General features: G+C 71.7%; 13 protein-coding genes. 5 read left to right on the top strand and 8 right to left on the bottom strand.

Translation table 11 applies throughout. The features are described 5' to 3' along the window. Window positions 1-151 precede the first annotated feature (151 nt). Window positions 152-1,234, bottom strand: coding sequence for an NADH:flavin oxidoreductase/NADH oxidase (locus MXD64_RS10525; protein WP_159557955.1), 1,083 nt, complete (start codon window positions 1,232-1,234; stop codon window positions 152-154). Between the two features lie 9 nt (window positions 1,235-1,243). After that, window positions 1,244-1,876 carry an HAD family hydrolase gene (locus MXD64_RS10520; protein WP_056068896.1) on the bottom strand — a complete coding sequence of 211 codons (633 nt, stop codon included), beginning with the start codon at window positions 1,874-1,876 and terminating at the stop codon, window positions 1,244-1,246. Window positions 1,877-1,900: 24 nt separating this feature from the next. Between MXD64_RS10520 and MXD64_RS10515 the strand changes: the two genes are divergently transcribed. Beyond that, the gene (locus MXD64_RS10515; RefSeq protein ID WP_017888189.1) at window positions 1,901-2,761 is read left to right on the top strand and encodes an ADP-dependent NAD(P)H-hydrate dehydratase; all 861 of its coding nucleotides are present in this window, start codon (window positions 1,901-1,903) and stop codon (window positions 2,759-2,761) included. A 118-nt stretch (window positions 2,762-2,879) separates the two neighbouring features. On the opposite strand, the gene MXD64_RS10510 is transcribed toward MXD64_RS10515, so the two are convergent. After that, entirely contained in the window at window positions 2,880-3,590 is a 711-nt protein-coding gene (locus tag MXD64_RS10510) for a YceI family protein (protein WP_017888188.1), read from the bottom strand. 83 nt (window positions 3,591-3,673) lie between these two features. On the opposite strand from MXD64_RS10510, the gene MXD64_RS10505 reads away from it, so the two are divergent. The 3 genes from MXD64_RS10505 to MXD64_RS10495 all read left to right on the top strand — a co-directional run bounded on the left by MXD64_RS10505 (window position 3,674) and on the right by MXD64_RS10495 (window position 5,596). Beyond that, window positions 3,674-4,987 (top strand): glycosyltransferase 87 family protein, encoded by a 1,314-nt coding sequence (locus tag MXD64_RS10505; protein ID WP_017888187.1) that lies wholly within the window; start codon window positions 3,674-3,676, stop codon window positions 4,985-4,987. Then, on the top strand, window positions 4,984-5,292 hold the full coding sequence (locus MXD64_RS10500; protein WP_017888186.1) for a thiamine-binding protein: 309 nt from the start codon (window positions 4,984-4,986) through the stop codon (window positions 5,290-5,292). Before MXD64_RS10505 ends, MXD64_RS10500 begins: the two co-directional genes overlap by 4 nt. Window positions 5,293-5,410: 118 nt before the next feature. Further along, window positions 5,411-5,596, top strand: coding sequence for a hypothetical protein (locus MXD64_RS10495; RefSeq protein WP_017888185.1), 186 nt, complete (start codon window positions 5,411-5,413; stop codon window positions 5,594-5,596). A gap of 24 nt (window positions 5,597-5,620) precedes the next feature. Here the strand turns inward: MXD64_RS10495 and MXD64_RS10490 are convergent, their stop codons facing one another. Further along, window positions 5,621-6,079, bottom strand: a complete 459-nt coding sequence (locus MXD64_RS10490; protein ID WP_017888184.1) for a hypothetical protein — start codon at window positions 6,077-6,079, stop codon at window positions 5,621-5,623. 411 nt (window positions 6,080-6,490) lie between these two features. On the opposite strand from MXD64_RS10490, the gene MXD64_RS10485 reads away from it, so the two are divergent. Continuing rightward, window positions 6,491-7,753 carry an MFS transporter gene (locus tag MXD64_RS10485; RefSeq protein ID WP_263136400.1) on the top strand — a complete coding sequence of 421 codons (1,263 nt, stop codon included), beginning with the start codon at window positions 6,491-6,493 and terminating at the stop codon, window positions 7,751-7,753. A gap of 169 nt (window positions 7,754-7,922) precedes the next feature. Here MXD64_RS10485 and MXD64_RS10480 read toward each other — a convergent pair whose 3' ends face one another. The 4 genes from MXD64_RS10480 to metX form a co-directional block, all read right to left on the bottom strand. Continuing rightward, window positions 7,923-8,594 (bottom strand): response regulator transcription factor, encoded by a 672-nt coding sequence (locus tag MXD64_RS10480; RefSeq protein WP_017888182.1) that lies wholly within the window; start codon window positions 8,592-8,594, stop codon window positions 7,923-7,925. A gap of 87 nt (window positions 8,595-8,681) precedes the next feature. Next, window positions 8,682-10,004 (bottom strand): hypothetical protein, encoded by a 1,323-nt coding sequence (locus MXD64_RS10475; protein WP_017888181.1) that lies wholly within the window; start codon window positions 10,002-10,004, stop codon window positions 8,682-8,684. Continuing rightward, window positions 10,001-11,158: a sensor histidine kinase gene (locus tag MXD64_RS10470; protein WP_259495513.1), complete on the bottom strand. Its 1,158-nt coding sequence runs from the start codon at window positions 11,156-11,158 to the stop codon at window positions 10,001-10,003. Before MXD64_RS10470 ends, MXD64_RS10475 begins: the two co-directional genes overlap by 4 nt. Window positions 11,159-11,293: 135 nt before the next feature. Continuing rightward, entirely contained in the window at window positions 11,294-12,496 is a 1,203-nt protein-coding gene (gene metX, locus MXD64_RS10465; protein WP_017888179.1) for a homoserine O-acetyltransferase MetX, read from the bottom strand. Window positions 12,497-12,542: the final 46 nt, after the last annotated feature.

Raw genomic sequence — 12,542 nt, 5'->3', positions numbered from 1 at the left:
CCCCGTTCGCGCACAGGGATGACGTGCAGCTCACCGAGTGAGCGGCGGATGAGTGAGGCGAAGAACTATTCGGGGGATCGTCCACAGTGCTGCCAATCGTACCGCCTGCGCGGGCTCGGAGCCGTGGAACCGTACAGATCCGGTCCGCCGTCTACGCCGTGATCCGCGCGCGGTGGTACTGCTGCGGCTCGTAGTCGACCGCCACGCGGAGTTCCAGCGCGGCGCGGAGCGCGAACGACGGGTCGCGGAGCATCTCGCGCCCGATCATCACCACGTCGGCCAGGCCGGTCGCGACGATCTGCTCGGCCTGGAACGCCTCGGAGATCATCCCCACCGCGATGGTCGGGATGCCGGCGTCGCGCTTGATCGCTGCGGCGTGCGGTACCTGGTAGCCGGGGCCGACCGGGATCGGCGCGCTCGCGACGTTGCCGCCGGTCGACACGTCGGCCAGGTCGGCACCGCGCTCGGCGGCCCAGCGGGCGACGACCGTGGTCTCGTCGAGCGTGAGCCCGCCGTCGACCCAGTCGGTGGCCGAGAAGCGGACGACGATCGGGAAGCCCTCGCCGACCTCGGCACGCACGGCGTCGACGACCTCGAGCAGCGCGCGGGCACGGTTCTCGAGCGAGCCGCCGTACTGGTCGGTGCGCTGGTTGCTCAGCGGCGACAGGAACTGGTGCAGCAGGTACCCGTGGGCGGCGTGGATCTCGACCAGGTCGAACCCGGCCTCCACCGCGCGGCGGGCGGACTGGGCGAAGGCGAGCGCGACGACGCGGATGTCCTCGACCGCGAGCTCGCGGGGCACGTCGTAGCCGTCGAACGCCACGGCTGACGGGGCGACGGTGGTCCAGCCGCCCTGGTCGGCGGGGACTGTGCCGTGCGTCGCGTCCCAGGGGCGGTACGTCGAGGCCTTGCGGCCGGCGTGCGCCAGCTGGATGCCCGCTGCGGCGCCCTGGTCGTGCAGGAAGTCGACGATCGGCTTGTAGGCGTCGCGCTGCTGGTCGTTCCACAGCCCCAGGTCCTGCGGGGTGATCCGTCCCTCGGGCACGACGCCCGTCGCCTCGACCACGACCGCGCCGGCACCGCCCTTCGCGAACCCGCCCAGGTGCACGAGGTGCCACGGGGTCGGCACGCCGTCCTGCTGGTCCACCGAGTACTGGCACATCGGGGAGACCCAGATGCGGTTGCGGACGGTCAGGTCACGGACGGTGATCGGGTCGAACAGGGCGTGCGTCACGCGGGCTCCTCAGAGGACGGGTGCCGGTGCCTCGGCCAGTTCCGTCAGGAACGACCGCAGCGACGCCGGCGACGTGTAGTGGTGGCCGACCGCCCCGATCGCTTCCGCACCGGTGGCGTTCTCGGCCCTGTTGTCCACGAACACCATCTGACCCGGGTCGATTCCCAAGCGCGCACAGGTGTCGCGGTAGATGGATGCCGCGGGCTTCAGGACGTGCTCCTCGGCGCTCACCACGACGGTCTCGAACAGCGAGCCCATCGGGGATCGTCGGTACGGGTCGCCGAAGTCGAAGCCCGCGTTGGAGAGCAGCGCCACGCGGGTGCCGGCGTCGTGCAGCTCCTCGACGATGTCGAGGGTCTCCGGCTCGACCTCGAACCACCCGGTGAAGTCGATCGCCCAGAACCGGTGGATCTCGGAGATGCTCCAGTTCCGTCCGGTCCGTTCCGCGATGGCACGCCAGTACGCCACGACGGACAGGTCGCCGCGGTCCAGGTCGTGCCGGAGCTCCTGGTACACCGGGAACAGTTCCTCCGCCGGGACACCGGTGGCGGCCACCAGGGCGTCCCGCGAGGCGTGCGGCGTCCGGCTGATCACCTCGCCGTAGTCGAAGACCACCACGCGACCAGGCAGGAACAGGCTCATGGCCTCCACCGTAACGTGGGGCCGGTGAACGACTTCGTGCCCGTCCGACCGTCCGATGCCGCCGCGTGGGTCACCGCGCCGACGGGGGAGTCCACCAAGTACCGGCGCGGGGTGCTCGGCATCGCGACCGGGTCCGACCAGTACCCCGGCGCCGCCGTGCTCGGGGTCGACGCCGCCGTGCACACCGGCGTCGGCATGGTCCGGTACGTCGGACCCGCACGCGCCACCGACCACGTGCTCACCCGCCGCCCCGAGGTCGTGTCCGGCGTCGGCCGCGTGCAGGCCTGGCTCGTCGGCTCCGGCATCTCGGCGTCGTCGCTCGGCGACCTGGACGAGGCGACGGCGTCGGGCTTCTCGCACGCCTCTGACGACGGCGTCCCGGTCGTCGTCGACGCCGGGGCGATCCCGCTCGTCGACCTCGGGCCGCTCGCCGTGCTCACACCGCACGCCGGTGAGCTCGCTTCGTTCCTGGGGGCGGATCGCGCCGACATCGAGCAGGACCCGGCCGCCGCGGCGCTCCGTGCGGCCGAGCGGTCCGGCAGCGTCGTGCTGCTCAAGGGGGAGCGGACCCACGTGGTCACCCCGGACGGGTCGGTGCGGTTGGTGGCGTCGTCGGCGACGCCGTGGCTCGCGGCCGCCGGCGCCGGGGACGTGCTCGGCGGGGTCCTCGGGGCACTCGTCGCCGCGCGGCAGGGCGCCGTCGAGGCTGCCGGGTCGTCGCTCACGCCGTCCGACCTCGCGCACCTGGCCGCGTCGGCCGCGGTGGTGCACGGGCTCGCGGCGCGACGGGCATCCGGCGGCGGGCCGTTCCCGATGACGACGCTCATCGCCGAGCTGCCCGGGGTCGTCCGGGACCTCGTCGTGGACGGGGATGCGCGCGGGTAGCGGTCGGTGCGCGTGCACCTTCCGACGATCCACGAGGTGATCGACGCGTGTTCTGTCGAAGGATGCGAACGCAGTGGGTTCGGCGGTCACGTCACGGGCGTGACGCGCGTCGCGGACGTCAGGTCGCGGGGGTGGCGTGCACCAGGAACTCGACGGAACCGGCGTCGTCGACCTTGACGAACCCCAGGCTCGGCGCCTGCACGCCGTAGTCCGAGAAGGTGATCGGGACCGAGCCGGAGATGTCGACGCCGTCGCCGTTCAGGCCGACCTGCAGCTTCGCGGTGACGTCCTTCGTGACGCCGTGCAGCGTGAGCTTCCCCGGAGCCGTCACGGTCGTCGTGTCGGAGCCCCTCGGCACCGCGTCCGCGATCGGTGCGGTGAGCTCGAACGTGGCCTCGGGGAAGGCCGCGGTGTCCATGGCGGAGTCGCGGAAGTACGAGTCGCGCTGGTCCGAGTCGGTGGTGATGTCGCCGACCTGCACCGTGATCTTCGCGGCGGTGATGCTCGTGCCGTCGACGGTCGCGGTGCCCGAGACGCTGTCGGTGCGGCCGGTGACGGTGACGTCGGAGCCGTTCAGGACCTCGTGGACGCGGTACCCGGCCTCGGAGTCGCCGCCGACCGTCCACTCGCCGGACAGGTCGGTGTCGTCGAGGGTGGAGGCCTGGCGCGTCGCCGCGACGGACGGCGCGGCCGAGGCCTTCGCGTTCTCGTTGCTCGTGTAGACGTTCGTGAAGACCACCGCGCCGACGACGCCGAGGACGACGACGGCGGCGATGACGGAGATCCAGATGACGGCCTTGCGGCGCTTGCGCGGGGTGTCGGAGGTCACGAGCTGAACGGTGACACGTCATGCTCGGGAGACCCTGAGTCCGTGGCGGGGATCGTCTCCGGTCCTGCCGCTACGCTCGTCCGGTGCAGAGGACCTCGACCCGGTGGCTCGAACTCGCCGGCTTCGTCCTGGCGTTCGTCGCCGTGCACGGCTTCCTGTGGTGGCTGACCCTCGTGTCGGCGAACCTGCCGCTCGGTGACGTGACCATCACCTACAGCCGCTGGATCGAGACCGGGCGGAGCGCGGACTTCTGGGTGGGCATCGACGGCGCGTGGGTGTACCCGATCCTGGCGATCGTGCCGATGGCCGCAGCGGCCCTCGGGGGCGTCGAGTCGATTGGCACCGGCTGGCTGCTGCTGATGGTGCTGCTCGACGCCGCGGCGTGCGCGTTCCTGTGGCGGTTCCGGGCGCGCGTGGGGTCGTCGGACCGCTTCGGCGTGCACGGCGTGCGGGTCGCCTGGTGGTGGCTGCTGTTCCTGCTCGTGCTCGGGCCGATCGCACTGGGCCGGATCGACACCGTCGCGACGGCGTTCGCGCTGGTGGGGGTGGCGTTCGTGGCCTCGAGGCCGGCCGTCGCTTCCGCGCTGTTCACCGCCGGTGCGTGGACGAAGGTGTGGCCGGCGGCACTCGTCGCGGTGCTGCTGCTCGTGCGTCGTGGACATCGCCGTGGCGTGCTCGCCGGTGCGCTGGTGCTGAGTGCGCTGATCGTGCTCGTCGACGTGCTGTGGGGTGGTGCGCCGTTCCTGCTGTCGTTCATCGGCGAGCAGACCGGTCGCGCGCTGCAGATCGAGTCGCCGCTCGCGACGCCGTTCATGTGGGCCGCAGCCTCCGGCGTTCCGGGGGCAGCGGTGTTCTACAACCAGGAGATCCTGACCTTCGAGGTGTCCGGTGCCGGCACGTCCGCCGCCGCCGCGGTGTCGACGCCGTTGATGGCCGTCGTCGTGGTGGCCGGGGTCGTGCTCGCGCTCTGGGCCGCCCGCCGCGGTGCCCGTCGGGCCGAGCTCGCGCCGGTGCTCGCGCTCCTGTTCGTGGCCGCGCTCATCGCGACGAACAAGGTGGGGTCGCCGCAGTACATCGGCTGGTTCGCGGTGCCGATCGTGTGGGGGCTCGCCGCAGGCACCCCCAGTGCGCGCCGGTTCGTGCCGATCGCGGTGACCGCCCTGCCGATGGCGCTGCTCACGCAGGTGATCTACCCGGGCTACTACGACCAGTTGCTCGGCGTGCAGCCGTGGATCCTCGTGGTGCTCACGGTGCGGAACGTACTCGAGGTCGCGATCCTGGTGTGGAGCGTGGTCGTGCTGGTGCGGATGGGGCGGGCTGCGGGGCCCGGACGGGTGCCGGCGCGCTCGTCGCCGTCCGTGCGCGACCAGCCCGAGCCGGGCAGGATGGACGCATGATCGTCGCCTTTTCCGTCGCTCCGTCCGGTGGTCCCGCTGCAACGTCCGACGGATCCGTGCACGATGCCGTCGCGGCCGCTGTCCGCGTGGTGCGCGAGAGCGGGCTGCCGAACCGCACCTCGTCGATGTTCACCGAGATCGAGGGGGAGTGGGACGAGGTCATGGACGTCGTCAAGCGCGCCACTGAGGCCGTCGGTGCGTACGGCACGCGGGTGTCGCTCGTGCTCAAGGCCGACATCCGCCCCGGGCACACCGGCGAGATCGACGGCAAGCTCGAACGGCTCGAGGCCGCGCTCGGCGAGTAGCCCGCGGCGCCGTCGCCCGACACGCCGGACCGGTCCCTCGGATGTCGGTGGCCGGGTGTCTCATGGTCGGGATCGAGCCACTTCCGGTGGCCTCCGAGACGACGATGAGGAGCGCGTGATGATGCACGACGGCTGGTGCCCCGACTGCGACCTGCGAACGGTCGTCATCGACACGGACGAACAGGGCGAGAACGCCTGGGCGAGCTGCGCGGAGTGCGGCACCGGATGGGTGCACCGTGACGAGCTGCCCGAGCTGCAGGGTGCGTCGAGCGGTGTCGCCGGGCAGGGTCGCCGCGCAGCCTGACCGCCACGGGTCGGGGCGGTGCCCTCAGCGCTCGAGCGCCCCGTGCACGCCTTCCGCGCGCTGCTGCACCCGCTCGAACACGTAGTCCGGCTCCGGCCGTTCGAGTGACCCCGTGTAGAACCCGAGCACGAAGTCATGGCCGAAGAAGCTCGTGTGATGCTGGTACGCGGTGGCGAACGACTTCTCGCCACTGTCGAGCCGGACCACGCCGAACTGCCCTTCGGCCACGGTCCATGTGCCGTCGGCCGACACGGTGCTCGGGCGGGACCTGCAGGCGTCGAGCTGGTACCCGCCGTTCCCCGAGCCGTCGCAGACCAGGGCAGCGGGGAAGTCCTGTGCCCGGAATGTGCCGTCCTCGTCCAGCACCAGCACCGACTGCCCCCGGTCGTCCTGTGCCCACGTTCCGACGAATCCCTGCTGGACGTCTCCGGGGCTCGGCGTGGCGGGCACCCCGGAGCAGGCTGCGAGCAGCAGTGAACTCACCGCCAGGACGCCAGAGAAGCCCGCCCTGTTCCTCCGCTTCACCGGTCCACCGCCCCCGTCCGTGTCGTGCGCATCGTTCGACCGCAGCGCCTCGGTGCTCGCCAGGAGCGCCCGGCCGGGAGCGCGGCCCGTTCCGGCCACTGTAGTTGCGTGCGCTTCCGTTCGCCCTTTGGAGCGGTCTACACTGCTGAGACCGGGTCGTCGCGGCAGTCAGCCACGACGCCACCCGGACCGTCCCGTTCGTCGCTGAACCCGGACCGGCACCCCCGGTCGTGACGGCGTGATCGACCGTCGCACGCACGCACTGCGCGGACCGGTCTGCCGAACCGGCTGCAGCCGTCGCCGCGTTCCCGATCGCCGCGGTCCCGCACTGTGGACAGTTCTATCTCCCTCCCGCACAGAACAGGCCCCATGTCACAGCTCACGCCTGCGCGTCGCACCCTCGCGCTCATCTCGCTCGCCCTCGGTGGCTTCGCCATCGGCTCGACCGAGTTCGTCGCGATGGGTCTGCTGCCGAACATCGCGCAGGCCCTGCTCCCCGAGCAGTACGGCATCGACCCCGACGCCGGGATCGCCCACGCCGGCTGGCTCGTCAGCGCGTACGCCCTCGGGGTGGTGGTCGGTGCGCCGACCATCGCGGCGATGTCCGCACGGTTCCCACGCAAGGGCCTGATCCTCGTGCTGCTCGTCGGCTTCGTCGTCGCGACGATCGCGAGCGCCCTGCTGCCCTCGTTCGGCCTGGTGCTCGTCGCCCGCTTCGTGGCCGGGCTGCCGCACGGCGCGTACTTCGGCATCGCCTCGATCGTCGCCGGCGACATGATGGGTCCGGGCAAGCGCGGCAAGGGCATCGCCATGGTGCTGCTCGGTCTGTCGGTCGCGAACGTCGTCGGTGTCCCCGCGATCACCTGGGTCGGCCAGATGGCCGGCTGGCGGGTCGCGTACGGCGTCGTCGCCGCACTGTTCGCCCTGACGTTCCTGGCCGTCGCGGCCTTCGTGCCGAAGAGCGCCCGCGACGAGCACGCCACGATCGGCCGTGAGCTCCGGGCGTTCCGCGTGCCGCAGGTGTGGATCGTGATGGGCCTCGGCGCCGTCGGGTTCGGTGGCTTCTTCGCCGTCTACTCGTACATCTCGCCGCTCGTGCAGAACGTCACCGGTATGTCGGAGTCGTTCGTGCCGATCGTGCTCGTCGTCGTGGGCATCGGCATGGTCGTCGGCGGGGTCCTCGGCGGACACCTGGCCGACCACAGCGTGAAGCGCACCATCTACGTCGGCATGTTCTCGCTCATCGGTGCCCTGCTCATCACGGTCCTCACGGCGCAGTGGCTCTGGGGCATGCTGCTCGGTGCGTTCCTGCTCGGGGCGACCTCGTCGGCCATCCCGCCGGCGGTGCAGTCGCGCCTGATGGACGTCGCGGGTGATGCGCGCACGATCGCCGCGGCGCTGAACCACTCGGCGTTCAACATCGGCAACTCGATCGGTGCGGCCCTGGGCGGCGCGGTCATCGCGTCCGGCTTCGGGTTCCTCGCCCCGGGCTGGCTCGGCATCGGCCTGGCGCTGCTCGGTGTGCTCGTCACGATGGCGAGCTACGCCGTCGAACGGCGGAGCACCCGAGGGGCTGTCCGTTCCTCGTCGCCGTCCACCGGTCCGATCACCGCACCGGTCCCGATGGCCTGACACGCGGGGTTCGCGCACGCACCCACCGGACGGGAGGCCCGTGGCGGCGCCGCCACGGGCCTCCCGTCCGTCACGTGGCGCGGAAGACCGCCCCGAGTGAGCAGAAGACGTCGGGTTCCGTGACGGGACCCGACGTCTTCTGCTCACTCGATGCGCGACGCGACGCGCGTCAGAGCCCCAGGGGGCTGCCGTCCTGCACGATGATGCCGTCGGTGATCGCCCGCTTCCGGAGCGCCACCTTCGTGCCGACGTCGAAACCGGCGACGCGGTACTTCTCGCGGATCCGCTTGAGGTAGCTCTTCGCGGTCTCCTCGGAGATGCCGAGCTGGTAGGCGACGCTCTTGACGGGCTCGCCGCCGCCGTACAGGGCCATCACACGACGCTCCTGCGCGCTGAGCTTCGGGACGCCGCCGACGTCGCCGCTGTTGATGGCGAGGTCGAGCTCGGCCGAGACGTACTGCTCGCCGCGCTGGGCGGAGCGGATCGCCTCGACGATCATGTCGGCGTCCTCGCTCTTGACCAGGTAGCCGAGGGCGCCGGCGCCCAGGGCTTCGCGCACGACGTTCGGCTCCGAGTAGGTGCTCATCACGACGGTCTTGACGCCGGCGGTCTTGAGCGTCGAGATCTTCAGCGACACCGGGATGGAGTCCTTGAGGTCCAGGTCCAGCAGCACCACGTCGACCGGGAACGCGGGGCTCGTCAGGAGCTCCGGCCAGGTCGTGACGGCGGCGACCAGGGTGATGTCGTCGGCGGCGTTCCGGATCCACTCCGTGAGCGCGCCGAGGAGCATCCTGTGGTCGTCGACCAGTGCGAGTCGGATCGGTTCCTCTGGAGTCGCCATGCTGGCGTCCTTTCTCGGTGCGGATTGCTCGGCCGATCCTAGGAGGATCCCGGCCGGAAGCGGGTGAGGCGTGCTGGTGTCCGCCAGCTACATCGACGGATGTCGGTTCACGACGCAGTGCGCGACGATGTGCAGCGTGCCGTCGCGAACGGTCTCGGTGTACTGGCCGATGCGCTGCAGGGCGCTCCAGGCCGTCGGGCCGAGGCTGCGCCGGGGCACCCCGCGGGACTCGATGACGACGGGCACGTCCATGGTGTCGTCGCTGACCGGGTGGCCGTCGGAGCCGATCGGGCCGAGCGTGACCGAGACGACGGGCATGCCGGGCTGCGCGGTACGGCCGTCGCCGACCATCTGCCAGATCGCCTGCAGCAGGCCGTCGCGCTGCGTGGGGGAGAGGTGTCCGGCCAGGGCGGTCGGGTCCGCGACGCTCACCGAACGACCGAGGTGGTCGGACTCGGTGATCGCGTGGTAGAGCCAGGTCTCACGGCGGCCCTCGATCAGGTGCAGACGGAGCTCGGTGGCGAGGGACGCGGCGACGGAGCTCGAGGCGTCGGACAACGGCAGCGGGTCGGTGCCGTTCGCGACGGCGTCGAGCAGCTTCTCGGCGGCGAGGTCGAGCCGGGCGAGCTCGTCCGAGGCGAGCATGCCGACGGCGAACTGCGGCGCCTGCACGTTGCTCTGCACGAGCACCCGGTCGAGCTCACGCTGCACGAGTTGGCGGAACCGCTGCACGACGTACAGGGCGAGCGACGGCGGCACGACGACGAGCGAGAGCAGGGACACGATGCCGGGCAGGGTGTCGTGCGTGATCGGCGTCGACACGACGGCCATCACCACGAACGCGATGCCGAGCACGCCGATGGCGGCGGCGACCTCGCGGGCGGGTCGGAGCGTGGCGATCGGCAGCAGCGCGAACCCGGCTGCCATCGAGGCGCTCGCGGTGTGGGCGATGTCGTGCTCGGGCCAGATGCCGATGAAGTCGAGCGTGACCACGCAGGCCAGCACGACGCAGATCAGCGCGAACGCCGGCCCCGTCAGCCGTTCGCCGTAGGTCAGGACGCTGAGCCCGACCCCGACGGCCGCGACGATGTAGAGCACCCAGGCGACCGTGGGCAGCAACGGGTCGGAGTACTCGTTCCAGCGCACCAGGAAGAACGCGATGCCGGCGACGGCTTCGATCGCGGTGAGGATCGCGGCGCCGAGGCCCAGGTACCCGGCACCGAGTGACGCGCCTGGTTTGGCGGCCTGGCGCAGGGACCGGGCGCCGGTGGACGTCGAGGGGAGTCCTCGGGCCTGGCGGCGCTCGCTCGTGCGGTAGCGCTCGCGCGCCTCGCGACGGGTGCGGGGCGCCGGCGGAGCGGTCTCGCCGGGCAGACTGCGGCCGATGGTGTCCTCGGGGATCCGGCTCATCGCGGTGCCTCCAGGACGACGGTGGTGCCGGAGCCCGGCGCGGAGAAGAGCTTCGCGTCGCCGCCGACCTCGCGCAGACGGTTCACGACGCTCTCCTTGAACCCGAGGCGTTCGGCGCTGACGGTGGTCAGGTCGAAGCCGACACCGGAGTCGGTGACCATGGCTCGGACGACCTCGTTGTCGTGGACGATCGTGACGTGTGCCTCGCCGACGCCGGCGTGCCGACGGACGTTCTCCAGGCACTCGCCGAGTGCGAGCAGGAACGCGTCGAGCACGTTCGACGGCAGCAGGACCTGCCCGGTGCCGTGCCAGCTGACCTCGAGGCCCATCCGGCCGAAGCGCTGCTTGACCGATTCGAGGGTCTGCCCGAGCGGTGATTCCTCTTCGCGGGTGAGCGAGTAGTCGCCGGACTGCGAGGGCTGCGGGGTCGCGCCGAGGCGCAGGTGCCGAAGCAGCCGGGCGTCCTCGGCGGCCTGCTCGCGCATCGCCTGCTCGGAGACGCCGACGCCGGAGTGGGCGAGCAGCGTCAGGGTCGCGAGCACGGTGTCGTGCAGCAGACGGGCACCCTGGCGTCGCTGCGCCTCGGTCTCGCTGGCCTGCCGTTCGGCGCGGTGGGCGGTGCCGATGCTGTAGATCCGGCGGGCCACGCGGGGGATGCTGCGCGAGATCCAGATCGCCACGACGGCCATCAGGATCCACCCGAGCAGTGCGCCGCTGACCGGGGTCGACAGGATCGAACCCGAACCCCAGACCATGAGCACGACGACCACGCCGCCTCCGGCGATGGTGATACCGAGCCCGAACGGGTGCCGACGCTGCGCCATCAGCGGTGCCGAGAGCCCGCCGGCGGCCAGGGGCATCACGGCGCTGGCGATGAGCGGCCGGGCCGTGTCGTCGACGCCGGTGAAGAGCAGCACCATGGTGGCGAGCCCGGCGACGACGACGGCGGCGGTCCACCACACTTCGCCGCCGCGGCCGAAGCACACCAGCGCGGTGATCATCGCGGCGATGCACAGGAGTGCGCCGACGAGGACCGGCACGGGCACGGCTGCAGCGGAGACGATGCCCACGACGCTGACGAGCGCGCAGACGATGCCCACGACACGGGTCGCCGACCGCAGCAAGCGGTCGCGTTCCTGTGCGATGAAGTCCATCGATGTCCTGGTTGGTGACGATCTGGGTGGAGCGGGAAACCGAGCGTCGGTCAGTGCCGAGCTCCACGCCATCATTCCACGCGCGCCACCCGTTGGGGGGTCTTCGGCGCGCCGCCCGCGCTCTGCGGCACCGGTTCAGGACTCGAGCAGCCGCCGCAGGTGCGCCCCGACCTGCTCGTGTTCGATGAGGAACCCGTCGTGTCCGAACTCGCTCTCGATCACCGCCGCGGTGTCACCGTCGAGCGCGTCCGGCACGCCTGCGGCGATCCGGTGCTGGTCCTCGACGGGGAACAGCCGGTCGCTCGAGATGCCCACGACCAGGGTCCGCGCGGTCACGAGCGCCAGCGCCGCCGCCACCCCGCCGCGCCCGGCACCGACGTCGTGCGAGTCCATCGCGTACGTCAGCGTCACGTAGCTCGAGGCGTCGAACCGCCGGGTGAACTTGTTGCCGTGGAAGTCGAGGTAGCTCTCCACCGAGAAGCGTCCGTCGTCGCCGAGCGGTGAGACGTCGCTCTGCCAGGACCGCGCAAAGCGGCTGTTCAGCTCGTCCGAGGCCCGGTAGGTCATGAGCGCCATCCGCCGTGCCAACGACAGTCCGCGGTGCGGCCCCTCGCCGGTGTCGGCCTCGTAGTAGTCGCCGCCCGCGAACGCCGGGTCCATCTGGATCGCCGCCCGCTGCAGCGAGTTCGCCGCGATCTGGTCGGCGGTGGTCTGCGCCGTCGACGCCAGGACCGCCAGCCGCCCGACCCGCGCCGGGTGCGAGACCGCGAACTCGAGGGCGTGCATGCCGCCCATCGATCCGCCGACGACGGCCGCGAAGGTGTCGATGCCGAGCCGGTCGGCGAGCTGCGCCTGCACCTCGACCTGGTCCCGCACCGTCAGGAACGGGAACCGCGAACCCCACTCCGCGCCCGTCGGCGACACCGACGACGGTCCGGTGGTGCCCTGACAGCCGCCGAGCATGTTCGGCGCGATCACGAACCACCGGTCGGTGTCGATCGCCCGGCCGGGTCCGACGACGTCGCCCCACCAGCCGGCGGTGCGGTGTCCGGGGCCGGCGGGCCCCGTGACGTGCGAGTCCCCGGTGAGCGCGTGCAGGACGAGCACGGCGTTGTCGCGAGCCGCGTTGAGCGTGCCCCACGTCTCGTACGCCACGCGCACTGACGGCAGGCGGCCGCCGCGCACCCACTGCTCGCCGAGCGACGCGAAGTGCCGTGCACCCGGGTGGTCACCGGGGCGCCAGGCGCCGGTCACGGGCGGCTTGCCCAGGGTGCCGAGTTCGGTGCCGGGCACCAGGGTGGACGGCACGGAGTCCTCGGGGGTCGTCTGCCAGTCCATGGTGCGTCCAGTCTGCCGGGAGGCGCGGGTCGCCGCTGCCGTGTTA

The organism is Curtobacterium sp. Arg-1 (genome assembly GCF_025643395.1).
Classification (GTDB): domain Bacteria; phylum Actinomycetota; class Actinomycetes; order Actinomycetales; family Microbacteriaceae; genus Curtobacterium; species Curtobacterium poinsettiae.
This window is presented reverse-complemented; position numbering and strand designations above follow the sequence as displayed.

Excerpts from the sequence above, each read along its gene's own strand:
- MXD64_RS10485 (WP_263136400.1), top strand. The coding sequence starts at position 6,491 with ATGTCACAGCTCACGCCTGCGCGTCGCACCCTCGCGCTCATCTCGCTC.
- MXD64_RS10475 (WP_017888181.1), bottom strand. The coding sequence starts at position 10,004 with ATGAGCCGGATCCCCGAGGACACCATCGGCCGCAGTCTGCCCGGCGAG.
- metX (WP_017888179.1), bottom strand. The coding sequence starts at position 12,496 with ATGGACTGGCAGACGACCCCCGAGGACTCCGTGCCGTCCACCCTGGTG.
- MXD64_RS10495 (WP_017888185.1), top strand. The coding sequence starts at position 5,411 with ATGATGCACGACGGCTGGTGCCCCGACTGCGACCTGCGAACGGTCGTC.
- MXD64_RS10500 (WP_017888186.1), top strand. The coding sequence starts at position 4,984 with ATGATCGTCGCCTTTTCCGTCGCTCCGTCCGGTGGTCCCGCTGCAACG.
- MXD64_RS10480 (WP_017888182.1), bottom strand. The coding sequence starts at position 8,594 with ATGGCGACTCCAGAGGAACCGATCCGACTCGCACTGGTCGACGACCAC.
- MXD64_RS10470 (WP_259495513.1), bottom strand. The coding sequence starts at position 11,158 with ATGGACTTCATCGCACAGGAACGCGACCGCTTGCTGCGGTCGGCGACC.
- MXD64_RS10520 (WP_056068896.1), bottom strand. The coding sequence starts at position 1,876 with ATGAGCCTGTTCCTGCCTGGTCGCGTGGTGGTCTTCGACTACGGCGAG.